The 23503-nt window shown below is 41.1% G+C and carries 22 protein-coding genes and 1 rRNA gene; 9 read left to right on the top strand and 14 right to left on the bottom strand.

Going from position 1 to position 23503, the window contains the following annotated elements; all coding sequences use genetic code 11:
• Positions 1–80 precede the first annotated feature (80 nt).
• Positions 81–719 carry a spore protease YyaC gene (gene yyaC / locus FCL54_RS22100; protein ID WP_138129419.1) on the top strand — a complete coding sequence of 213 codons (639 nt, stop codon included), beginning with the start codon at positions 81–83 and terminating at the stop codon, positions 717–719.
• A gap of 144 nt (positions 720–863) precedes the next feature.
• Here yyaC and FCL54_RS22095 read toward each other — a convergent pair whose 3' ends face one another.
• The 14 genes from FCL54_RS22095 to FCL54_RS24185 form a co-directional block, all read right to left on the bottom strand.
• Positions 864–1586, bottom strand: a complete 723-nt coding sequence (locus tag FCL54_RS22095) for a DUF554 domain-containing protein (protein ID WP_138129417.1) — start codon at positions 1584–1586, stop codon at positions 864–866.
• 9 nt (positions 1587–1595) lie between these two features.
• Positions 1596–2750 carry an aminotransferase class V-fold PLP-dependent enzyme gene (locus FCL54_RS22090; protein ID WP_138129415.1) on the bottom strand — a complete coding sequence of 385 codons (1155 nt, stop codon included), beginning with the start codon at positions 2748–2750 and terminating at the stop codon, positions 1596–1598.
• A 130-nt stretch (positions 2751–2880) separates the two neighbouring features.
• Entirely contained in the window at positions 2881–3720 is an 840-nt protein-coding gene (locus FCL54_RS22085; protein ID WP_138129413.1) for a ParB/RepB/Spo0J family partition protein, read from the bottom strand.
• The gene (locus FCL54_RS22080; protein WP_138129411.1) at positions 3713–4474 is read right to left on the bottom strand and encodes a ParA family protein; all 762 of its coding nucleotides are present in this window, start codon (positions 4472–4474) and stop codon (positions 3713–3715) included. Before FCL54_RS22080 ends, FCL54_RS22085 begins: the two co-directional genes overlap by 8 nt.
• A gap of 147 nt (positions 4475–4621) precedes the next feature.
• A complete protein-coding gene (gene noc / locus FCL54_RS22075) occupies positions 4622–5458 on the bottom strand; it encodes a nucleoid occlusion protein (RefSeq protein ID WP_138129409.1) in 837 nt (278 codons plus the stop codon).
• 248 nt (positions 5459–5706) lie between these two features.
• A complete protein-coding gene (gene rsmG / locus FCL54_RS22070; protein WP_138129407.1) occupies positions 5707–6420 on the bottom strand; it encodes a 16S rRNA (guanine(527)-N(7))-methyltransferase RsmG in 714 nt (237 codons plus the stop codon).
• Positions 6421–6438: 18 nt separating this feature from the next.
• The gene (gene mnmG, locus FCL54_RS22065; protein WP_138129405.1) at positions 6439–8322 is read right to left on the bottom strand and encodes a tRNA uridine-5-carboxymethylaminomethyl(34) synthesis enzyme MnmG; all 1884 of its coding nucleotides are present in this window, start codon (positions 8320–8322) and stop codon (positions 6439–6441) included.
• Positions 8323–8386: 64 nt separating this feature from the next.
• A complete protein-coding gene (mnmE, locus tag FCL54_RS22060) occupies positions 8387–9766 on the bottom strand; it encodes a tRNA uridine-5-carboxymethylaminomethyl(34) synthesis GTPase MnmE (protein ID WP_138129403.1) in 1380 nt (459 codons plus the stop codon).
• A gap of 367 nt (positions 9767–10133) precedes the next feature.
• Positions 10134–10757 (bottom strand): RNA-binding cell elongation regulator Jag/EloR, encoded by a 624-nt coding sequence (jag, locus tag FCL54_RS22055; RefSeq protein WP_138129401.1) that lies wholly within the window; start codon positions 10755–10757, stop codon positions 10134–10136.
• The gene (gene spoIIIJ / locus FCL54_RS22050) at positions 10754–11548 is read right to left on the bottom strand and encodes a YidC family membrane integrase SpoIIIJ (RefSeq protein WP_171016974.1); all 795 of its coding nucleotides are present in this window, start codon (positions 11546–11548) and stop codon (positions 10754–10756) included. Before spoIIIJ ends, jag begins: the two co-directional genes overlap by 4 nt.
• Before the next feature lie 27 nt (positions 11549–11575).
• On the bottom strand, positions 11576–11797 hold the full coding sequence (gene yidD / locus FCL54_RS22045; RefSeq protein ID WP_138129397.1) for a membrane protein insertion efficiency factor YidD: 222 nt from the start codon (positions 11795–11797) through the stop codon (positions 11576–11578).
• A gap of 6 nt (positions 11798–11803) precedes the next feature.
• On the bottom strand, positions 11804–12169 hold the full coding sequence (rnpA, locus tag FCL54_RS22040; RefSeq protein WP_138129395.1) for a ribonuclease P protein component: 366 nt from the start codon (positions 12167–12169) through the stop codon (positions 11804–11806).
• Positions 12170–12273: 104 nt separating this feature from the next.
• Positions 12274–12408 (bottom strand): 50S ribosomal protein L34, encoded by a 135-nt coding sequence (rpmH, locus tag FCL54_RS22035; protein ID WP_138129393.1) that lies wholly within the window; start codon positions 12406–12408, stop codon positions 12274–12276.
• Between the two features lie 120 nt (positions 12409–12528).
• Complete coding sequence (locus FCL54_RS24185) at positions 12529–12984, bottom strand: hypothetical protein (RefSeq protein WP_171016973.1); 456 nt, start codon at positions 12982–12984, stop codon at positions 12529–12531.
• Positions 12985–13588: 604 nt separating this feature from the next.
• Here FCL54_RS24185 and dnaA point away from each other — a divergent pair.
• The 8 genes from dnaA to FCL54_RS21990 all read left to right on the top strand — a co-directional run.
• Complete coding sequence (gene dnaA / locus FCL54_RS22025; RefSeq protein WP_138129389.1) at positions 13589–14941, top strand: chromosomal replication initiator protein DnaA; 1353 nt, start codon at positions 13589–13591, stop codon at positions 14939–14941.
• Between the two features lie 202 nt (positions 14942–15143).
• A complete protein-coding gene (gene dnaN, locus FCL54_RS22020) occupies positions 15144–16286 on the top strand; it encodes a DNA polymerase III subunit beta (protein ID WP_138129387.1) in 1143 nt (380 codons plus the stop codon).
• 288 nt (positions 16287–16574) lie between these two features.
• A complete protein-coding gene (yaaA, locus tag FCL54_RS22015) occupies positions 16575–16793 on the top strand; it encodes a S4 domain-containing protein YaaA (RefSeq protein ID WP_138129385.1) in 219 nt (72 codons plus the stop codon).
• 14 nt (positions 16794–16807) lie between these two features.
• Positions 16808–17926, top strand: a complete 1119-nt coding sequence (gene recF, locus FCL54_RS22010) for a DNA replication/repair protein RecF (RefSeq protein WP_138129383.1) — start codon at positions 16808–16810, stop codon at positions 17924–17926.
• 9 nt (positions 17927–17935) lie between these two features.
• A complete protein-coding gene (gene remB / locus FCL54_RS22005) occupies positions 17936–18223 on the top strand; it encodes an extracellular matrix regulator RemB (RefSeq protein ID WP_138129381.1) in 288 nt (95 codons plus the stop codon).
• Between the two features lie 134 nt (positions 18224–18357).
• On the top strand, positions 18358–20286 hold the full coding sequence (gene gyrB / locus FCL54_RS22000; RefSeq protein WP_138129444.1) for a DNA topoisomerase (ATP-hydrolyzing) subunit B: 1929 nt from the start codon (positions 18358–18360) through the stop codon (positions 20284–20286).
• Positions 20287–20404: 118 nt separating this feature from the next.
• Complete coding sequence (gene gyrA / locus FCL54_RS21995) at positions 20405–22981, top strand: DNA gyrase subunit A (protein WP_138129379.1); 2577 nt, start codon at positions 20405–20407, stop codon at positions 22979–22981.
• Positions 22982–23407: 426 nt separating this feature from the next.
• Positions 23408–23503 (top strand): 16S ribosomal RNA (locus FCL54_RS21990); the annotation flags it as partial.

Genomic DNA, 23503 nt, shown 5'->3' with positions numbered 1-23503 from the left:
CGAGGTAAATTCAGCTCTTTATGTATAGAACCTACATTTATTCCGTATACTGTTACTACTATTACAAAGGAGAGAATCCTATGAATCTTCGAGACAAGTTTTTTCCTAAAAAGCCTTCGACATTCCGTATTCATCATGAAGAACCTTTTGCAGATAAAATGCTTTCCGAAAAGTTAAACGAAATGATCCCTTCTTCACATGAAGAGCCTCTCGTGGTTGTCTGCATTGGAACAGACCGTTCAACTGGAGACGCGTTGGGGCCACTGATCGGTTCAAAATTAAAGCAAAAAAATACCAGCTTTGATGTTTATGGAACCCTGGACCAACCGGTTCATGCCGTGAATTTACAAGAAACGATGGAGCAAATAAACCAAACGTATTCAAAGCCATTCATTATTGGTATCGATGCCTGTCTCGGCCGCTTAAGTTCAGTCGGTGTCGTTTGTTTGGCTGACGGACCTGTGAAGCCGGGAGCAGGAGTGAAGAAAGAACTGCCGCCCGTAGGAGACATCCATATGACTGGAATTGTAAATGTAAGCGGGTTTATGGAATATTTTGTGCTTCAAAACACCCGGCTGAATCTAGTTATGAAAATGGCAGACCTTATTGCTGACGGGATTTCCCTTTCAAGCCAAAAAATGCGGCCAGCTAATGTAGAACCGAACACAAAGCGTTCATTAAGAACTTCATTCAGCGATGACTTGCTGCAACTGCCTTAAAGGAAACTCGCCGAAATCAAGCCTTAGAGGAAGACGGAGGCGCAGTTTGCCTTATTTATACTCTTAAACTTTTCAACGACGGTCTTATACGGTAAAAAAAGTCTGTCTCCTTAAAGGAAACAGACTGGCATAACAGATGCGTATTCAAATTAAACTCCATTGGTTCCAGTAAAAGACCGCAGTTACGATTGCTGCTGTTACGAAGAGACTCGGAAGGAAGTTAGCAACCCTGATTTTTGTTAATCCAAGTAAGTTAAGGCCGATCGCAAGGATTAAAATCCCGCCGGTCGATGTCATTTCTACGATAAATTGGTCCATAATAACCTGAGGCACGAACCGGTCAATCTGCGATGCGAATAAAACGATCAACCCCTGGTATACGACAACTGGAATGGCAGAAAAAGCAACTCCTATGCCCAGCGTCGCAGTGAACATCACGGACATAAAACCATCGATCATCGATTTCGTGTACAGTACAGCATGGTCGCCTCTAAGCCCGCTGTCCAGTGCACCGACTATCGCTAATGCACCGACGACAAAGACAAGTGTAGCAGTAACGAACGCCTGGGCGATACTCCCTTTGCTTGCAGCTGCACCAGTCTTCACTTCGATCCAACGGCCAAGTGCGTTCAGCCGCTCTTCCAGCTGCCAATATTCTCCTAAAATCCCGCCGAGGATAAGGCTCCCGATAACAATGAGAAACTGCTCGCTTTTCATAGCCATCTGCAAGCCGATCACCACAACGACAAGAGAAAGTCCATGGATCACGGTCGTCTTCATATTTTCTGGTATCCTTGTACATATACTTCCGATTAATGTTCCAATAATGATTGCAGCTCCGTTAACTATCGTTCCCAATAAAATCATGTGCTTCTCCTATCCAAGATACCCGATTTTTATCTCTTCTATAGCTTGTAAAAGCTTCTCGACTTCTTCAGTTGTATTATACAATCCAAAGCTTACTCTAACAGCACCTTTCTCAATCGTGCCGATTGATTCATGTCCGATCGGCGAACAATGCAAACCTGCTCTTACAGCCATTTGGTAATGCTGGTCAAGAATGATCGCTATTTCATGGCTATCGATACCTTCGATGGTAAACGGAACAACCGAAGTGCGTTCAACGTTTTTTTCAGGACCGTAATAGGTAATTCCCCCGATTATATCTAACCCATCCATGAATCGCTTCGTTAACTCCCATTCGTGTCCAAAAATTTGGCGAATCCCAAGCCGGTTTACTTCATCGATACCTGCAGACAGCCCTGCGATCCCCGGAGTATTTAACGTTCCGCTTTCAAACCTGGCAGGCATTTCATCAGGCTGGCCGATTTCTTCTGAAGCCCCTCCTGTCCCCCCATGGATAAGCGGGTTTAAATCTATGGTTCCGCCAATCAATAACGCACCTGTTCCCTGAGGGCCAAGAAGCCCTTTGTGGCCGGGAAATGCGAGAAGATCAATGTGCATTTTCTCCATATGGATCGGCAATATTCCTGCAGACTGTGAAGCGTCTACTAAAAAACGTATGTTTCTTTTTTTTGCCAGTTCTCCTATTTCTTCAATAGGCAAGATCATCCCTGTTAGATTGGAAGCATGGCTGGCAATGATCATCCTTGTTTCAGGAAGAATTTCTTTTTCGAATTGGCCTATATCAAAATCCCCATTTTGCTCGGGCTTAAAATAAGAAACAGCAATTCCCTTTTCCCTTTTCAGTGCTTCAAGAGGTCTTCTGACAGAGTTGTGTTCATAGGAGGTCGTTAGTACATGGTCTCCTTTAGTAAAAGGAAATCCTTTTATCCCCTGATTTAATGCAGCCGTTGCATTATTGGCGAAAACGACATGGTTCGGATCTGATAACCCAAATAATCCAGCAAGTTTTTTTCTTGTTTGATTGATCACATTTCCCGCTCTTGTCGCAAGCGCATGCCCGCTTCTTCCAGGATTTGCTCCATATTCCGTTATTGCTTCCATTACCGCTTCTGACACTGCAGGAGGTTTAGGAAAGGATGAAGCAGCATTGTCAAAGTAAATCATTGGTTTCCTCCTATCTATCTCTATCCTCTAAAAAAGGAACTATCTTGGAAGAGAATTGAACAAAAAGCATAAACCCTTTTCAAGCGGTTTATGCTTTATTTAGTATATCTCGCTTTCATGCGTTCTACAATTAACCTTCTAGCATATCTAAAATACGTTCCAGATCATCCTGTGAGAAAAACTCGATTTCAATTCTTCCCTTTTTCTTATTCTTTTTAATCGACACAGCAGTACCGAACCGATCCCGTAATACGGTCTCTTTTTGCTTTAAAAAAACATCTTTCTTGTCTTCCTTCTTTTGTGTTTCACGTGGAACATTTTCGTTCAGCCTGGTGATCAACTGTTCCAATTGGCGAACGTTCAACTTTTCTTTTAGTACTTTTTCAACGACCAGCATCACGTTTTGCTTTTTCTTAAGTCCAAGCAAAGTCCTGCCATGCCCCATCGAAAGGTTTCCTTCTGCAATTAGTGTTTGCACTTCTTCAGGCAATTGCAGTAGTCTCAGGAAGTTAGCAAGATGGGGCCTGCTCTTTCCAAGCCTTTTTGCAAGCTCCTCCTGTGTCAGTCCGATTTCTTTCATTAACTTCTGGTATGCCTGCGCTTCTTCAATAGGATTTAAATTTTCCCGCTGAAGGTTTTCAATAAGTGCAATTTCCATCATTTGCTGATCTGTAAGCTCTTTTACAATGACAGGTACTACTTTTAATCCTGCTTCCTTAGAAGCACGGTACCTTCTTTCCCCGGCAACGATTTCAAAGCCTTTTATACTTTTACGAACAATCAATGGTTGAAGGACTCCATGTTCTGCTATCGATTTCTTTAACTCCTGGATTCCTTCCGGGTCAAATGTTTTTCGCGGTTGGTAGGGATTAGGACGCAGATTTGCCACTGCTACTTCCTTGATGGCATCATCCTCATTTTGCGACGGAAAAAGAGCGCTTATCCCTTTTCCAAGCCCTCTGCTAGCCATTTGCAACCACTTCCTTTGCAAGTTCTAAGTATACTTCAGCCCCTCTTGATTTTGGATCATATACAATGATCGGCTTTCCATGACTCGGTGCTTCTCCTAATCTTACATTTCGAGGAATAATCGTTTTATAAACTTTATCCTGGAAATACTTTTTCACCTCTTCGATCACCTGGATCCCCAGATTGGTACGGGCATCGAGCATTGTAAGCAGAACTCCTTCAATCATTAGTTCTGTATTAAGATGCTTTTGGACTAATCGAACCGTATTTAACAGCTGGCTTAATCCTTCCAGTGCATAATACTCGCATTGAACAGGGATAATTACTGCATCTGAAGCGGTTAAAGCGTTTATTGTCAGTAAACCGAGGGAAGGAGGGCAATCAATAATAATATAGTCAAAGTCTTTTTCGATTTTTTTAAGTGCACGTTTCAGGCGAACTTCACGAGAAATTGTCGGAACAAGTTCTATTTCTGCGCCTGCAAGCTGGATGGTTGACGGAATAACAGATAGATTTTCTACGATCGTTTCCTGTATCGTTTCTCTAGCATCCGTATCTTCAACTAGTATATCGTAAATGCACTGATTAATATCACCTTTTTCAATCCCAACACCGCTTGTTGCGTTACCTTGCGGATCAATGTCTACCAGCAGCACTTTCTTCCCCAGGTATGCCAGACAGGCACTCAAATTAACGGAAGTTGTCGTTTTGCCGACGCCGCCTTTTTGATTCGCAATCGCTATAATCTTAGACAAGATGTCACCTACTCTCCTGCAACCCATTTCTATTTTTTATCATATCACGTTTTTTTTCCTTTTGACTCTACTTTATGTAAAATAATCTATTATTCTTTCATTTTTCAGGGGCGCAAAAAACCCACCTTTCAAAGATGGGCAGCGAAACTATTTATTTTTTGGGATGCGAATCGTGAATTGATAATAATCATCATGATCTTCTTCATCCGTATTGATGGTTAATCCACTTTCGACCACCATATCAAGAGACTGCCTGATCGTGTTGACTGCCAATCTCATATCTTTACTAAATGACTTCCTGCGGGGCTTTGGAGGCTTCTTCTTACCTTCGAGCAGCCTCACTACCCTTTCTTCGGTTTGCTTAACGTTCAATTGGTTTTCTATAATCTCTTCCAGCAGGTTCTCCTGCACTTTATTGTCTTTTAAAGCAATTAACGCTCGTGCATGGCGTTCCGTGATCTTTTTTTGCAGCAGGGCATTTTGAACAGCCTCAGGCAGCTTTAGAAGCCTGAGTTTATTTGCGATCGTGGACTGCCCTTTACCGAGTCTTTGTGCAAGGCTTTCCTGGGTCAACCCATGGATTTCGATCAACTTGGCATATGCCATCGCTTCTTCGACCGCCGTTAACTCCTCCCTTTGCAAATTTTCAATCAGTGCAATGGAAGCAGTCTGGGAATCGTTAAATTCTTTTACAATAGCCGGCATTGTCTCCCAGCCAAGCTTTGTAACTGCACGCCAGCGTCTTTCCCCGGCAATAATTTCAAACTTTCCTTCCCGTTCTCTTACTACAATCGGTTGTATTATTCCATGGGTTTTAATTGTTTGTGATAGCTCTTCTATCCGTTCATCTACAAAAATCGTACGAGGTTGAAAACGGTTAGGAACGATATCCTGAACCCGTATTTGCTTCACTTCCTCGTTCTCGTTATCTATTGCTTCGTTTTTTTCCCCTAATCCAAATAGACGTGAAAACGGATGCTTCATCGCCTAACACCACCTTTACTCGACTCCCTTATACATTCGTTATCTCTTATAAAAAATCCTGCTAAACACTTAAAGTTGGAATCCGTTTCCATAAGTGTGAATTCCGCTCTCAAGAAAACAAATAAGAAACAACCCTTTCTAAGAAGTAAAAAACGAATAAGTTCCTCACCAACAATGAATTATACGTTGAACCGTTTCTAAAAACAATCCTTTGTCTTTTTTCACGTTGTAACATCCACTATGGAATTTTATAATGGTTCTTTATTAGGCGTTCCTGCTTTTCTTGGATATTTATTTGGCGTTTTCTTCACTTTTCGGATCGTAATGAAACTTCTCTCGCTTCCTTCATTAGGAAGTACCATTTGCTTAGAATCTATAATTTCTCCACCTAAAATTTTAATGGCATTTTCAGCATCTGCTACTTCATCCATGGCGTTAGGCCCTTTTAAAACAAGAAATTTGCCGTCCACCTTCACTAAAGGCATGCACAGTTCACTTAAAACGGATAAACGGGCTACTGCTCTTGCAGTAACAACATCAAAGCTTTCCCGGAACGACTTGTTCTTGCCGAATTGTTCTGCACGATCATGAAAAAGAGAAACGTTTTTTAATCCAAGCTGTTCAACAAGATGATCCAAAAAACCGATTCGCTTTTTCAATGAATCAACAATCGTAACTTTAAGGTCTGGATAGCAAATCTTTAGAGGAAGACTCGGGAATCCCGCTCCCGCACCTACATCACAAACAGAAAGAGATTTAGAGAAGTCAAACGTAAAGGCTGCCATAATCGAATCATAGAAGTGTTTTTCGTATACTTCCTCCCTCTCGGTAATGGCAGTAAGGTTCATTTTTTCATTCCATTCCACAAGTGTCTCATAATAGATTTCAAACTGTTTTACCTGCTCAGGAGTAAGGGAGATCCCCTTTTCCTGAAGCAGCTTTTGAAATTGTTCTTCGTTCATCAAATCCCTACTTTTTGGTTATTTTCCAACTCTAGCGATTTTCCCCTGTTCAATATAAACAAGTAAGATCGAGATATCTGATGGATTAACACCGGAAACCCTGGAAGCCTGGCCAATGGATAGCGGTCGAACTTCATTAAGCTTTTGCTTTGCTTCATTCGCAAGGCCTTGAATTGCAAAGTAGTCGATATCTTCAGGAATCTTTTTCTCATCCATTTTCTTCATACGATCAACCTGCTGTAACTGTTTCTCGATATATCCGGCATATTTTGTTTGGATTTCTACCTGCTCGGCTACCTCATCTGAAACTTCTTCTCCGACTCCCAGCTGGGCAAGCAGGCCATATGTTACCTCAGGCCGTTTAAGCAAGGTCGCTGCAGAAGTCGCATCTTTTAATTCGGTTACCCCTGCATTACGGAGTTTTTCCTGCACTTCAGGTGTTGGTTTGACAATAACCTTTTCCAGGCGCTTCTTTTCCGCCTCAATCTGCTCTTTCTTTTTAGTAAAACGATCAAATCGTTCCTGTTTGATAAATCCGATTTCATAACCTAAATCAGTCAGTCGCAAATCAGCATTATCATGACGAAGCAATAAGCGGTACTCCGCACGAGATGTCAACAAACGATACGGTTCATTCGTTCCCTTTGTGACAAGGTCATCAATCAATACACCAATATAAGCCTGAGAACGGTCAAGAATTACCGGTTCTTTATCCTGAACTTTCCTCGCAGCGTTGATTCCAGCCATAATGCCCTGTCCTGCAGCTTCTTCATATCCAGAAGTTCCGTTTAATTGCCCTGCTGTAAATAGATTCTGAATCCGTTTTGTTTCCAGGGACGGCCATAGCTGAGTTGGCACGATCGCATCATATTCAATCGCATAGCCTGCTCTCATCATCTCCGCCTTTTCTAATCCTGGAATTGTTGCAAGAATTTTCCGCTGCAAATCCTCCGGCAAGCTTGTGGAAAGTCCCTGCACGTACACTTCATTCGTATCACGGCCTTCTGGTTCCAGGAAAATCTGGTGCCGCGGCTTATCATTGAAACGAACGATTTTATCCTCGATGCTAGGGCAATAACGTGGGCCCGTCCCTTCTATCATTCCTGAATACATAGGAGAGCGGTGCAGGTTAGAATTGATTAACTCATGTGTTTCTTCACCTGTATATGTCAGCCAGCATGGTAATTGATCGGTGATATACTTTGTTGTTTCATAAGAGAATGCTCTTGGTTCTTCATCGCCAGGTTGGATTTCCGCTTTGCTGTAATCGATTGATTTATTGTTCACTCTTGGAGGAGTTCCCGTTTTAAACCGAACCATATCAAAGCCTAATTCCTGTAAGTGATAAGAAAGATTAATCGATGGCTGCATATTGTTCGGACCGCTTTCATAAGAAAGGTCCCCGATTATTATTTTCCCTCTCAGGAAAGTTCCGGTAGTAAGAATAACAGCTTTCGCATCATATTCCGCTCCAGTTTTGGTAACGACACCTTTACAAACGCCATCTTCAACTATTAATCTTTCCACCATTCCTTGCAACAGTGTAAGATTCTCTTCTTGCTCAAGTGTTTTTTTCATCTCACTCTGGTAAAGCACTTTGTCCGCCTGTGCACGCAACGCACGCACAGCAGGGCCTTTACCTGTGTTTAACATCCGCATCTGAATATGGGTCTTATCGATATTTCGACCCATTTCACCGCCAAGCGCATCAATTTCACGAACGACGATTCCTTTTGCCGGACCGCCTACGCTCGGATTGCAGGGCATAAATGCGACAGAATCAAGATTGAGTGTCAGCATCAACGTCTTGGCGCCCATTCTGGCAGAAGCCAGTCCAGCCTCAACTCCTGCATGCCCGGCACCGACAACAATAACGTCATAGGATTCACCTTTGTAACCCATGGCATTTTCCTCCTTTTTAATTGAATTATTTTATAAAAAACAAACCAGGTTAGTTGACTTTATTTTATTTACCTAAGCAAAATTGGGAGAACAGTTGGTCAATAAGGCTTTCTGATACCGTATCTCCGATAATTTCGCCCAGAAGCTCCCAGGTACGTGTAATATCGATTTGAGCCATATCAACCGGAAGCCCGCTTTCGATTGCAGAAACCGCATCCTCTAAAGTAGATTTCGATTGTTCTAAAAGTGCAATATGGCGAGAGTTCGAAACATAGGTCATATCCTGTGCTTCAAGAGACCCTCTAAAGAATAACTGTGAGATGGACTCTTCCAGTTGGTCTACTCCTTCTTCTTTAAGAAGGGACGTTGTTACTACAGGATGTTCCTGTGCTATTTCCTTTACTCTATCCATATCAATTTTCTCCGGCAAATCTGTTTTATTCACGATTACGATAACATCCATGCCTTTTACGGCTTCGAATAACTGTTCATCTTCATGAGTAAGTTCATCGCTATAATTTAAAACAAGTAAAATTAAGTCCGCTTCCTTTAGAACTTTACGGGAACGTTCTACCCCAATCCGTTCCACGATATCTTCTGTTTCCCGGATCCCGGCTGTATCGACAAGCCTTAACGGCACACCTCTTACATTCACGTACTCTTCAATTACATCCCGGGTCGTTCCCGGTACGTCCGTTACGATTGCTTTATTTTCATGAACAAGACTGTTAAGCAACGAAGATTTTCCAACGTTTGGCCGGCCGACAATCACCGTCGACAGTCCTTCCCGCAAAATTTTCCCCTGCTTTGCAGTCGTTAAGATTCTTTCTATATGATGATGGACATCCTTCATTTTATTTAACAGCAGATCATGCGTCATTTCTTCTGCATCATATTCAGGATAATCGATATTAACTTCTACGTGCGCTACCGTTTCGAGGAGTTCCTGACGTAATGTTGAAATCAGCTTAGAAAGGCGGCCTTCCATCTGATTTAACGCCACGTTCATCGCTCTGTCGGTTTTAGCGCGAATAAGATCGATAACCGCTTCTGCCTGGGATAAATCGATCCTGCCATTTAAGAAGGCTCTTTTTGTAAACTCTCCCGGCTCTGCAAGCCGTCCGCCTGCCCGCAAGACAAGCTGCAACACTCTGTTTACGGATACAAGGCCGCCGTGACAGTTAATTTCAACAATATCTTCTTTGGTAAAGGTGTGCGGCGCTTTCATCACAGAAACCATTACTTCTTCAGCTACTTCATTCGTTTCCGGATCGATAAGGTGGCCGTAATTAATGGTATGTGAATCCACTTCTTTAAGCGCTTTTTTCTTACCTCTATAAAGTTGGTCGGCAATCTTAATCGCCTCATCGCCACTCAAACGTACGATTGCGATTGCTCCTTCTCCCATCGGAGTTGAAATGGCAGCAATTGTATCATGCTCCATCAACTTACACCTCACTTATTAAAAAACATAGCATATATCAATCAGTAAAACTTTTATCACTCAAACACCATTCCTTTTCTATCCTAACAACACAGGATACCATACTGCTTTCTTATAGAAAAAGATAGTCTCGTTTATTAGTTTAACCAATTATCCACAGTGGATAACTTTCAGAAGACACAACTATCCACAATACCTTTTAGTTTAACTGATTTTCTTTAAAAAAGAAATAAAGAACGCTCACTCACCTCAGTGGTATAAAGGACATCTACCTTTCTATCCAATAGGGTTTTTCACAGAAAATCCACTTAAACTTCCCCCAAATGATGGCCAATAAAAAAACCCCAGGCGTGGAGCCTGAGGAATCTTAATTATTTTTTTCAGGTACGATTATGACACGGCGATGAGGTTCTTTTCCATCCGAATGAGTGGAGATCCCTTTTCTTTCTTTTAGTGCCATATGGATAACTTTCCGTTCAAGCGACGGCATCGGTTCTAACTGGACGCTTCGATTTGTCTGAATCGCTTTTTCAGCGAGGCGATTCGCCAGCTGTTGCAGCGTTTCTTTTCTTCTTTCACGGTAATTTTCCGCATCTAATACAACTCTTACATATTGATCAGAAAAGCGGTTTGCAACTAAATTGGTCAAGTATTGCAGGGAATTTAACGTTTGTCCCCTTTTTCCAATCAAGATCGCAATCTTCTCACCAGAAAGGTTGAAATATAAATCGTGGTCTTTTCTTGAAGCATCGATTTCAATCGAAATACCCATTTTCCTGGTGACTTCATGTAAAAATTTTTGAGATTCTGTGAATGGGTCCGGCTTTTCAGATACTTCTACAATCGCCGGTTTACCTCCAAGTCCGAAAAAACCCTTTTTCGGCTCTTCTCTAACAGTAACCGTCACTTTTTCTCTATCAGTCCCTAGTTGGGTCAATGCTGCTCCAATGGCTTCTTCAACAGTTTTTCCCGTTACCGTTACGCTTTTCACTTTTTCGCGCCCCCTGTTTTTGGACTATCAGATTGAATTTTTGGTCCTGTAATGAAGTAAGTTTGAACAATCATAAACAGATTACCAATTACCCAATAGAGGGATAATGCCGCTGGAAAACTTATCGCAAATACGACGATCATAACCGGCATTATATAAAGCATCATTTTCATCTGTGGGTTAGCAGCAGCACCCTCTGCTCCGCCCATCATAATTTTCTGTTGGATAAACGTCGTCACACCGGCAGTCACTGCAAGTATGATATCCGGTTCTCCAAGGCTGAACCATAGGAAGTTATGGGACGCAATTTCGCCTGTTCTCATAATGGAATGATAAAAACCAAGTAAGATCGGCATCTGCACTAAAATTGGCAAACAGCCTGCAAGCGGATTAACGCCATGTGTCTGGAAAAGCTCCATCATTTCTTTCTGAAGCTTCTGTTGTGTTTCCTGGTCTTTTGAGCTGTATTTTTCACGAAGTTTTTTCATCTCAGGCTGAAGTGCCTGCATCGCTTTTGAACTTCTTGTTTGCTTAATCATTAAAGGTAGCAAAAGCGTTCTGATTAACAGCGTTACGATAATGATTGCCAGACCATAGTTCCCGCCGAAAAACTCAGCAACTTGAGTTAATACCCAGGAAAGCGGATATACGACAAATTCATTCCAAAATCCTGTACTCTCACTTGTAATCGGTTCATTGACATTACAACCAGTCAGTAATGCAACCAATCCAATTAAAAGAAAAGCCAGAGTTAGCTTTTTCTTCACACCAATATCCTCCTTGCAACTCATGTAGCGACAAATGTATGTATCAATACATTATTTCTTTTTCTCCGGAACCTCGTCAATTCCTCCCGGATGAAACGGATGACATTTAAGTAAACGAACGATCGTTAACCATGTTCCTTTTAATGCACCATGCTTCTGGTAAGCTTCCATGCTGTAGTGGGAACACGTTGGATAAAATCTGCAAGTGGGTGGTTTTAAAGGGGAAATAAATTTTTGGTACCCTCGAATAACCCCTATAAAAATCTTCTTCATGATACATCACCCTTTTTTCGGGCCGCTTCGTTTCCCTTTTACTATTTTTGCACGCTTCAACACATGCTTCAAACTGCTTTTTACCATTTCAAAATCCAGATCAACTGCAGGTTTGCGAGCGATGACTACGAAATCAAAAGGAACCTTTATGTCCTCTTCCATTTGATGGAAAGCTTCCTTCACCAGCCGTTTCACTCGATTTCTTGTTACTGCATTGCCAACCTTTTTGCTGACTGATAATCCGAGCCGGAAATGCTCCTGATCCGACCGTTCTAATACATACAGTACAAATTGCCTGTTCGCTGCCGATCTTCCTTTTTGAAAAACGGCCTGAAACTCACTGTTCTTTTTAATACGATACTGTTTGTTCATTGAAGGATCCACTCCTACCAGCTGTGGCTGGCCAGATTAATTCCTTCTCAGTATAAACAAAATCTTGAAAAAAGACCACTGAATCTCGATCAGTGGCCTTATGCTTATGCTGACAATACTTTTCTTCCTTTGCTGCGACGGCGAGCAAGAACTTTACGACCGTTCTTTGTACTCATACGCGCACGGAATCCATGAACTTTCTTACGTTTACGGTTGTTTGGTTGGAAAGTTGGTTTCATCTATTTACACCTCCCTGAGGATAAACTGTATAAAGACAGTCCTACTAATTATAAGGAGGACCACCGTTAATTGTCAAGTTTGTTTTTACTTCCTCTTTTAATATAGCTTTTTTAAAAAAGTTAAGCTCTCCCTCCGAAAAAAAATCCGTTAGACTTCTTTTCATTCTTTTTTTTAGGTTCTTTTCGTAGCTTAAGAAACTTCACGTTAGGAATGAACTCCGACGCTATCTCAACATTGATTTCCGCTCCGGGCAGTTCGCTTTCCGCGGGCAACGCTTCAGCTTCCTCGTCAGCAAAGAACGCTTCCTGCGGGATCTTCAGCTGTTGCTTTTCCCGCAGGAGTCGACTGCCCTTCGCTTCAATCAATTGAAGGTTTTCAAAGATGTGGAACATTAAAGCACAGCTCAGCGAACAAAGAAAAAGAGTCGAAGTTGCCTTATCGCAAGGAGGTAAGGAAAATCCACTAGTCTCTGTGAGCCGTAACCAGACAGGCGTTCTTTGCGTGAGAGGAAGCTCAGCACGAGCCCGCGAAAAACGTAGTTTACTTCCGTAGCGTTCAGCTGTTCGTTTCGTCACTGGTTATCGCTCTTCTGCAAAACAACAATATTATAAAAAAGTGCCTTTTTATAATAAATAGATCAATCTCAAAAGAAACAATCACTAAGATAAAATATTGCTTCTCCAAAACTTTTTTCTTTCTATGTATAAACTCTTAAAATAACAGCTTAACCGATCTGTGGATAACTATTTTCGACATATTTTTCTTATTCACAAGACTTATCGACAAGTTTTACACAAAATCTAGTGCTGTGGACAAAATAACTCCACAAGATATGTATCCTGTGGATAACCACAAATAACCCGTTGCAATCAAGGGGTTATTTTGATATGATATTTGTGTTTTAACTCGTGAATAACCGTTCTCGAATTATGTTGTATCCACAGCCTGTGGATAATTTTGTGGACATATTCACTTTCTTGTTTATAATCTTGTCCACATACTTGTGAAAAAAGTCGATTATTCGTATTTCTACTATAATATAATATACGCGTTATTTTGTGGATAGTATAAATATTCATCTTGATTCAGTTGCGTTACACAAAGGTTGTACATTGCTCTTTTACATAAGCAATTTCAGTCAGCCTCATTTTTTATCTCCGCAGAAAAGGAGGGACAGTGTTGGAGAATATAAACGATCTATGGAACGGTGCACTTAGGGAAATTGAAAAAAAATTAAGTAAGCCAAGCTTTGAAACATGGCTTAAATCAACATCAGCAAATCGCCTTGAACGGGATACACTGATTATTACTGCTCCAAACGAATTTGCGAGAGACTGGCTTGAATCGCGTTACTCGGACTTGATCTCAGAAATCCTGCTCGAAATTACAGGGAGTGAATTGCAAGTAAAGTTCATTATTCCCCAAAATCAGTCAGAAGAAGACCTGGATATCGAACAAACGGTTAAAAAGTCGAAAAAAGCAAAAGAAGGACAGGCAGAAGAAAATCCTCAGAGTATGCTTAACTCAAAATATACTTTTGATACCTTTGTTATTGGTTCAGGTAACCGGTTTGCACATGCTGCATCACTCGCTGTGGCTGAAGCACCCGCCAAAGCCTATAATCCATTATTTATTTATGGGGGAGTAGGTCTTGGGAAAACGCACTTAATGCATGCGATCGGACATTATGTAATCGAACATAATCCTAATGCAAAAGTGGTTTATCTTTCTTCAGAGAAATTTACGAATGAATTTATTAATTCGATTCGAGATAACCGAACTGTAAATTTTAGAAATAAATATCGAAACGTGGATGTCTTATTAATCGATGATATTCAATTTCTAGCAGGAAAAGAACAAACCCAGGAAGAGTTTTTCCATACCTTCAACGCTTTGCATGAAGAGAGCAAACAAATCGTTATATCAAGTGACAGGCCGCCGAAAGAAATCCCTACACTTGAAGATCGGCTTCGTTCCCGTTTCGAATGGGGGCTAATCACCGATATTACTCCACCTGACCTGGAAACAAGAATTGCCATTTTGCGTAAAAAGGCAAAAGCAGAAGGATTGGATATTCCAAATGAAGTGATGTTATATATCGCAAACCAGATTGACACTAACATCCGTGAACTGGAAGGCGCTTTAATTCGTGTAGTGGCTTATTCTTCACTTATTAACCAGGATATGAATGCAGATCTTGCTGCAGAAGCATTAAAAAATATTATTCCATCATCAAAACCAAAAGTAATTACCATTCATGATATTCAGCAGGTAGTCGGGGAGCAGTTTTCAGTTAAGCTGGAAGACTTTGTAGCAAAAAAACGGACAAAATCCGTCGCGTTTCCCCGGCAAATCGCAATGTATTTATCAAGGGAGTTAACCGATTTCTCATTGCCGAAAATTGGAGAAGAATTTGGCGGACGCGATCACACGACTGTGATCCATGCCCATGAGAAAATATCCAAGCTTCTTCAGACAGATCATCAGTTAAAGAAAAAAATTCAAGAAGTAACAGATCAAATAAAAGGATAGGGCCTGTGGAAAAACTGGATAGCCTGTGCATAAGAACACCGGGGTTATTCACACTGTATCCACAAGTGGATCACTCTTGCTGATTGGGTTTTCATAATGTTATCCACACATCCACAGCCCCTATTATTATCACTACTTCTTTTTTTTAAAAAAATAATAAATATAATAACCTTTCATTTAGAGATTTGATAGGAGGAGAACAATGCGGTTTACGATTAATAGAGAAACATTAGTATCCAATGTCCAGGACGTTATGAAAGCAGTATCCTCAAGAACAACGATTCCAATTCTAACGGGGATCAAAATTGTTGCCAGTGATGAAGGGATTACATTAACAGGTAGCGACTCAGATATTTCCATCGAATGCTTTATTCCAATACAAGAAGACGATCGCCAAAATGTAGAGATTTCTAAAATGGGGAGCATTGTTCTTCAAGCTCGTTTTTTCGCAGATATTGTAAAAAAACTACCCGGTGAAACGGTGGAGATGGAAGTACTTGATAGTTTAACAACAAGAATTCGTTCTGGTTCCTCCGAATTCAATTTAAACGGCCTTGATCCTGAAGAATACCCGCGGCTACCGGAAGTAGAAGGTACAGAAGGATTTAGTATTCAAGCGGATCTATTAAAATCAATTATTCGCCAAACTGTATTCGCAGTGTCCACCTCAGAAACACGCCCTGTGTTGACAGGTGTAAACTGGCAACTTGAAGAAGGGCGCTTGACCTGTACTGCAACAGATAGCCACCGTCTTGCGATGAGAAATGTGACCATTGAATCGAAAGACGGTGACCTTAATTTTTCTAATATCGTGATCCCGGGGAAGAGTTTGAGCGAGCTTGCGAAAATTATTGATGATACTGATGACTTGATTGAAATCATTGTCGCTGAAAACCAAATTTTATTTAAGGCAAAGCAGCTTCTTTTCTTCTCTAGATTGCTTGATGGAAACTATCCAGATACAAGCAAACTAGTTCCAAATGAAAGCAAAACAACGATAACTGTTTCTGCAAAACAAATGCTTCAAGCGATCGACCGCGCATCTGTTCTTGCCCGTGAAGGAAGAAACAATGTTGTTAAGTTGGTAAGCCAGGATAATGACTTGATGGAAATTTCGTCGAATTCTCCGGAAATTGGTAAAGTATTCGAACAAGTCGAAGCACAAAGTTATGAAGGGGAAGAATTAAAAATTTCTTTCAGCGCAAAATATGTGATGGACGCATTAAGGGCAATGGACAGTTCTGAAGTTCTAATCAGTTTTACTGGCGCGATGAGGCCATTTTTGATTCGACCTATAGAAGGAGATTCAATTCTACAACTGATTCTGCCGGTTCGAACGTATTAAGAAGAAAAAAGCAAAAGTTAATTTCTAACACCATAAATGAATTTTTGGTAAAATAGAATGAAAAGCTACTAGAGACAAGGTTTATTCTTAGGCTTGTCCTGGTAGCTTTCATTTGTTCATCTTAAAAAGATCCAGATTGCCTGCTTTTAAAGGGAACACCAGGTTAATCTGATATTTATGTATCCGCAGCGATCGATTCTTTTTGGTTTTAGCTGGCCAGTTTTCATGTTTGCAGCTATCCGGAAAATAAAGAAGCTTGTTTAAAAATAAAAAAACTGGGTGATAAGCATGACAGAAACAATAACATTAAAAGGCGACTATATTACACTTGGCCAATTGCTTAAAGAAGCTGGAGTTATTGATACAGGCGGTATGGCAAAAATGTTTCTTGCTGAATACCTCGTTTATGTTAACGGGGAAGAAGAAAATCGCCGAGGAAGAAAACTTTATGATCAGGATACCGTTTCGATCCCTGACGTAGGAGAATTTATTGTATCAGTTGATTGAATGGGGGTCTCCCGTTGCATTTAAATGAACTTCGACTAACAAACTATCGCAATTACAAAAAGATGGAGCTGTCTTTTGAAAATAAGATAAATGTTTTTTTGGGTGAAAACGCTCAGGGCAAAACAAACGTCATGGAAGCGATCTATGTTCTGGCAATGGCAAATTCCCATCGGACCTCCAGAGACAAAGAACTCATCAAATGGGATGAAGAATATGCTAAAATAGAAGGTAGGATTGAAAAAAAGACCGGCTCCCTCTCACTTCAGCTCGTCATATCCCAGCAGGGGAAAAAGGCAAAAGTCAATCACCTTGAGCAAAAAAAATTAAGTGAATACATCGGTGCGCTGAACGTGGTTATGTTTGCTCCGGAGGATTTGAATCTTGTAAAGGGCAGCCCGGGCGTTAGACGCCGGTTCATCGATATGGAAATCGGCCAGGTACAACCTGTCTATCTTTACCACCTTGGCCAGTATATAAAACTCCTTCAACAGCGGAACAGCCTTCTTAAAAATATGAGGAACAGCTCACAAGAAAAAATGATCATGATGGAAATACTGACTGACCAGCTTGTTGAGCAAGCGGCGAATGTCATTATAAGAAGATTCCGGTTTATTGAGTTGCTTCAAGAATGGGCTGAGCCGATCCACAGGGGAATCAGCCGTAACCTGGAAGAGTTGAAAATTCAATATAATCCATCCGCTGAGGTATCAGAAACGATGGATTTGTCGAAAATAGTAGAAGCATACAAACAAAAGTTTGATAAAATAAAAGATAGAGAAATAGAACGGGGCGTCACACTTGCCGGCCCTCATCGAGATGATTTGTCATTTTTCGTAAACGGAAAAGATGTCCAAACCTTTGGTTCACAGGGACAGCAACGTACAACAGCACTTTCTTTAAAACTTGCTGAAATCGAACTCATTAAAGGGGAAGTTGGCGAGTATCCATTGCTGTTATTAGATGATGTGTTGTCTGAACTAGATGATTTCAGGCAATCACATCTGTTAAATACGATTCAAGGGAGAGTCCAAACTTTTGTAACGACTACTAGTGTGGAGGGCATCCATCATTCCACATTAGACAAAGCATCGATGTTTGAGGTCAAGCAAGGAGAGATTTTTCAAACGAAATGAGGTGGCGGTATGTTCATTCATTTAGGTGAAGATGTCGTGGTTCGATCGAGAGATGTAGTGGCCATTATTGACCGTCAAATACTGGAAACATCTGAAATTACCAATGAATTTTTGGCAAGGCATCAAAAAGATGGACTGGTTGTTGATATTGGAAAGGATCTAACAAAATCGATTGTCGTCACAACGGATACAATCTATCTTTCCCCTTTATCATCGGTCACATTAAAGCGAAGAGCCCGTATGGTAAGTGACTTTGATAAGCCTTCCGATTTGCAAACATTTGATTCTTTTAGTTAGTTCACATTTGATAATGTACTAAGACTATCTTTTACACGAAAAAATAAATTATTCATTAGCATGGGGATCTTTAATCTGCATGCTGTGATTTTGGATTTATCAGAATCGTTAATAGAGGAATGTAGGTGAAAAGTATGGCATCAGAACAGCAATCACAAAATCAAGCATACGATGAAAGCCAGATACAGGTTCTTGAAGGTCTAGAAGCAGTTCGAAAAAGACCCGGGATGTATATTGGTTCAACAGGTGTTAAAGGATTGCATCACTTAGTCTGGGAAATAACGGATAACAGTATTGATGAAGCGCTGGCAGGATATTGCGATCAAATCATTGTTTCTGTTGAAAAAGGAAATACGATAACGGTGGAAGATAACGGGCGTGGAATTCCAGTAGGGATCCAGGAGAAAATGGGCCGTCCTGCAGTTGAGGTAATCATGACTGTCCTTCACGCTGGCGGTAAGTTTGGCGGCGGCGGTTATAAAGTTTCAGGAGGCCTCCACGGTGTAGGCGCTTCCGTTGTTAATGCTCTTTCCAGCAAGCTTGAAGTAACCGTCTATCGGGATGGAAAGGTTTATTATCAAAGTTATACCCGCGGAGTTCCGGATGAGGACTTAAAAGTAATCGGGGAAGCAGACAAAACTGGAACGATGATTCATTTTGAGCCGGATCCAGAGATATTCAACGAAACAACGGAATATGACTTTGAAGTGTTAAGCTATCGTTTACGGGAACTTGCTTTCTTAAACAGAGGCTTAAAGATTATAGCCCAGGATAAACGCGGCGAAGAAGTGAAGCGCAATGAATATTATTATGAAGGCGGTATTAAATCATACGTTGAGCATTTAAACCGCACAAAAGAGGCACTGCATGAAGAGCCGATCTTTGTTGAAGGCGAAAGAGAAGGGATTTCTGTTGAAATTGCCGTTCAATATAATGACAGCTTCTCAAGCAATATTTACTCATTTGCCAATAACATCAATACTCATGAAGGCGGTACACACGAGTATGGGTTTAAAACTTCTTTAACGCGTGTGATCAATGATTATGCACGTAAAAATAACTTGTTTAAAGAAACAGACCCTAACCTAACAGGTGATGATGTTCGAGAAGGCCTTACAGCCATCATCTCCATTAAACACCCGGACCCGCAGTTTGAAGGCCAAACGAAAACAAAGCTTGGAAATGCAGAGGCCCGCACGATCACGGAGTCAGTATTCGGAGAAAAGTTTTCTATCTTCTTATTTGAAAATCCACAGACTGCAAGGCTGATTGTAGAAAAAGGGTTGATGGCCTCACGTGCTCGTGCAGCAGCTAAAAAAGCCCGTGAATTGACGAGAAGAAAAGGCGCGCTGGAAGTAAGTGCATTGCCAGGAAAACTTGCAGACTGTTCTTCAAAAGATGCATCCATTTCAGAACTATACATCGTTGAGGGGGACTCTGCAGGAGGCTCTGCAAAACAGGGGCGGGACCGTCACTTCCAGGCAATCCTTCCGCTTCGCGGTAAAATTATTAACGTTGAAAAGGCGCGGTTAGATAAAATTCTATCCAATAATGAGATCAGAGCTATTATTACAGCACTTGGAACCGGTATTGGCGATGAATTTGATTTATCAAAAGCCCGGTACCATAAAATCATTATTATGACGGATGCAGATGTCGATGGCGCACATATCCGGACCTTGCTGCTAACCTTCATCTATCGTTATATGAGGCCTTTAATCGAAAACGGTTATATTTACATTGCGCAGCCTCCGCTCTATAAAGTACAGCAGGGCAAAAAAGTAACGTATGCTTATAACGATAGAGAACTTGACCGGATATTAAAAGAAATACCGGCCAATCCGAAACCAGGTATCCAGCGTTACAAAGGTCTTGGAGAAATGAACCCAACTCAGCTCTGGGAAACTACAATGGATCCTGAAACGAGGACAACGCTTCAAGTAAGTCTGCAGGATGCTATTGAAGCAGATGAAACTTTCGATACGCTAATGGGAGATAAAGTTGAGCCGCGTCGAAACTTTATTCAGGATAATGCACATTATGTTAAAAATCTAGACATCTAAGATACACCAGAATAAAGGGGAATATTCCCCTTTTTCTGCTTGAATAGATCTAAGACAAGCAGGAGATCCCTGTGTCTATAAAAGGATTATTAATAAGTGAAACATGGAGGTTTTCCGTATGGCAGATATGGAAAGATCTAGAGTTAAAGAAATTAATATAAGTCAGGAAATGCGTACCTCCTTTATGGATTATGCTATGAGCGTTATTGTTAGCCGTGCTCTCCCTGATGTTCGAGACGGACTGAAGCCGGTTCACCGCCGTATTTTATATGCGATGAATGATTTGGGCATGACATCAGACAAAGCTTATAAAAAATCAGCCCGTATTGTGGGTGAAGTAATTGGTAAATACCATCCTCATGGTGATTCAGCTGTTTATGACACGATGGTAAGGATGGCACAGGATTTTAACTTCCGGCACATGCTGATCGATGGACACGGAAACTTTGGGTCTGTTGACGGCGATGCAGCCGCAGCGATGCGTTATACAGAAGCGAGGATGTCTAAAATCTCTATGGAGATGGTCAGGGACATCAACAAAGATACAATCGATTACCAGGAAAACTATGATGGTTCAGAAAAAGAACCGATTGTGCTACCGGCAAGGTTCCCTAACTTGCTCGTTAATGGAGCTGCAGGTATTGCTGTTGGGATGGCAACAAATATACCGCCGCACAATCTTGGTGAAGTGATAGACGGATTGCTTGAATTAAGTCGTAATTCGGAAATTTCAATTCCTGAATTAATGGAGTATATTCCAGGACCTGACTTCCCTACTGCAGCAGAAATTTTAGGTAGAGAAGGTATTCGTAAGGCTTATCAAACAGGAAAGGGTTCCATTATCCTCCGTGCAAAATCTGAAATTGAAGAATCGCCGAATGGCAAGAAAACAATTATCGTCAATGAAATACCTTACCAGGTAAATAAAGCGAAATTGATTGAAAAAATCGCTGAACTTGTTCGCGATAAAAAAATCGAGGGAATCACTGACCTTCGGGATGAATCTGACCGAAATGGTATGAGAATTGTCATCGAAGTTCGCAGGGATGCAAATGCTAACGTTCTTTTAAATAACTTATATAAACAAACGGCCCTGCAAACAAGCTTTGGTATCAATATACTCGCACTAGTAGACGGTCAGCCTAAAGTTCTAAATTTAAAAGAATGCCTGACTCACTATCTTGACCATCAAAAAGTTGTCATTCGCAGACGGACTGAATTCGAGCTCAAAAAGGCAGAAGCGCGTGCCCACATTCTTGAAGGACTACGCATTGCGCTTGATCATATCGACGAAATCATCAGTTTGATCCGTTCTTCTAAGACAACTGATATTGCTCGAGAAGGTTTGATGGAACAGTTTTCTTTAAGCTATGAACAAGCACAGGCTATCCTGGATATGCGCCTTCAACGCTTGACAGGTCTTGAAAGGGACAAAATTGAAGACGAATATCAGGAACTTATTAAACGTATTGCAGAGTTAAAAGCGATCCTTGCTGATGAAGAAAAAGTACTGGAAATTATCCGGGAAGAACTTTCAGAAGTTAAAGAGAAATTCGCTGATCCGCGAAGAACAGAAATAACTGTTGGGTTCGATATGATTGAAGATGAAGACCTTATACCTAAACAAAATATTGTTATAACCCTTACCCATAACGGTTATATTAAGCGGTTGCCGATCGACACATACAAGAGCCAGAGAAGAGGCGGTCGGGGCATTCAGGGAATGGGGACACATGATGGAGACTTTGTAGAGCATTTGTTCACAACCCTAACCCATAACACCATTCTTTTCTTTACAAACAAAGGAAAAGTTTATCGTTTGAAGGGTTATGAGATACCGGAACTGGGCCGTACTGCCAAAGGAATTCCGATTATTAATCTTCTTCAAATTGAAAAAGGAGAATACATTACTGCAGTTATTCCAATCGAAGAATTTGTCGATGACTGGTCAGTATTCTTTGTAACCAAACAGGGTATTACCAAACGTTCTCCGTTATCTTCATTTGCTAACATACGAAAAGGCGGCTTAATTGCCATTAATTTCCGTGAAGATGACGAATTGATTGCAGTTCGCTTAACCGATGGCAAAAAAGAGCTTATTTTAGGTACGAAAAAAGGAATGGCGATCCGATTCCACGAAACCGATGTTCGGTCAATGGGACGAACAGCAACCGGGGTGAAAGGAATCACCCTGCAGGAAGAAGATCAGGTTGTTGGTGTTGGAGTTCTTGATGAAGATCAGGATATTGATATTCTGATTGTTACGGAAAAAGGATTTGGAAAACGCACTCCAATGCAGGAATATCGGATTCAAAGCCGAGGGGGAAAAGGGATCAAAACATGTAACATTACAGAAAAGAATGGAGATGTCAGTTCCTTAAAGACTGTTACCCCCGAAGATGAATTAATGATCATTACAGAAAGCGGTGTTCTTATCCGCACGAATGTTGAAGGAATTTCACAAACAGGAAGAAATACGCAAGGTGTTCGTTTAATTCGTCTTGGCGAAGGAGAATCAGTAGCTACAGTTGCAAAAGTAGATATTGATGAAAATGGGTTGGAAGATGAAGTGGTTGAAGAAGGCCTTGAAAACCAGGAAAACTTAGAAGGTCTGGAAGCCGACGATCAAAATGGGACAGAAGAAACAGAAACAACGGAATCTGATGTAGATGCAGATTCAGATAGCGAAGAATAATAATATCATTAGAAGAAGCCCCGAAAGGCTTCTTCTTTCTTTGTGAGAAGGGGTACTGGGGGAAGAATGAACAAACGAGAAGTTTAATTTTAAAAAAGTGTTTGACTTAAAAGAGTATAAAGTGGTATATTAGGAAAGTCGCATTTGAGACATCTTATAAAATATGATTGTTGACTTCTGCGAAATGTAGTATATAATAGTTTTTGTCGCTATGAGGGCAAGATAGTCATAGTGAAGCGAAAAAACTTCTTTAAAAGTTGTTGACTTCTGCGAAATAAGGTGATATACTTTATCTTGTCGCTGAAAACGACGAAACGCATGAAGGGTTACTGGCTGAAGGCTATCATATCCTGTGCGTCGTAGTTCTTTGAAAACTGAACAAAACGCCAAGCGAATTAAGCTTTAAAGCTAGATTGAACTTATCTTTTATCGGAGAGTTTGATCCTGGCTCAGGACGAACGCTGGCGGCGTGCCTAATACATGCAAGTCGAGCGAAGAGATGGGAGCTTGCTCCCTGATCTT

Origin of the sequence: Exobacillus caeni (genome assembly GCF_005747095.1) — a bacterium.
GTDB lineage: Bacteria > Bacillota > Bacilli > Bacillales > Guptibacillaceae > Exobacillus > Exobacillus caeni.
This window is presented reverse-complemented; position numbering and strand designations above follow the sequence as displayed.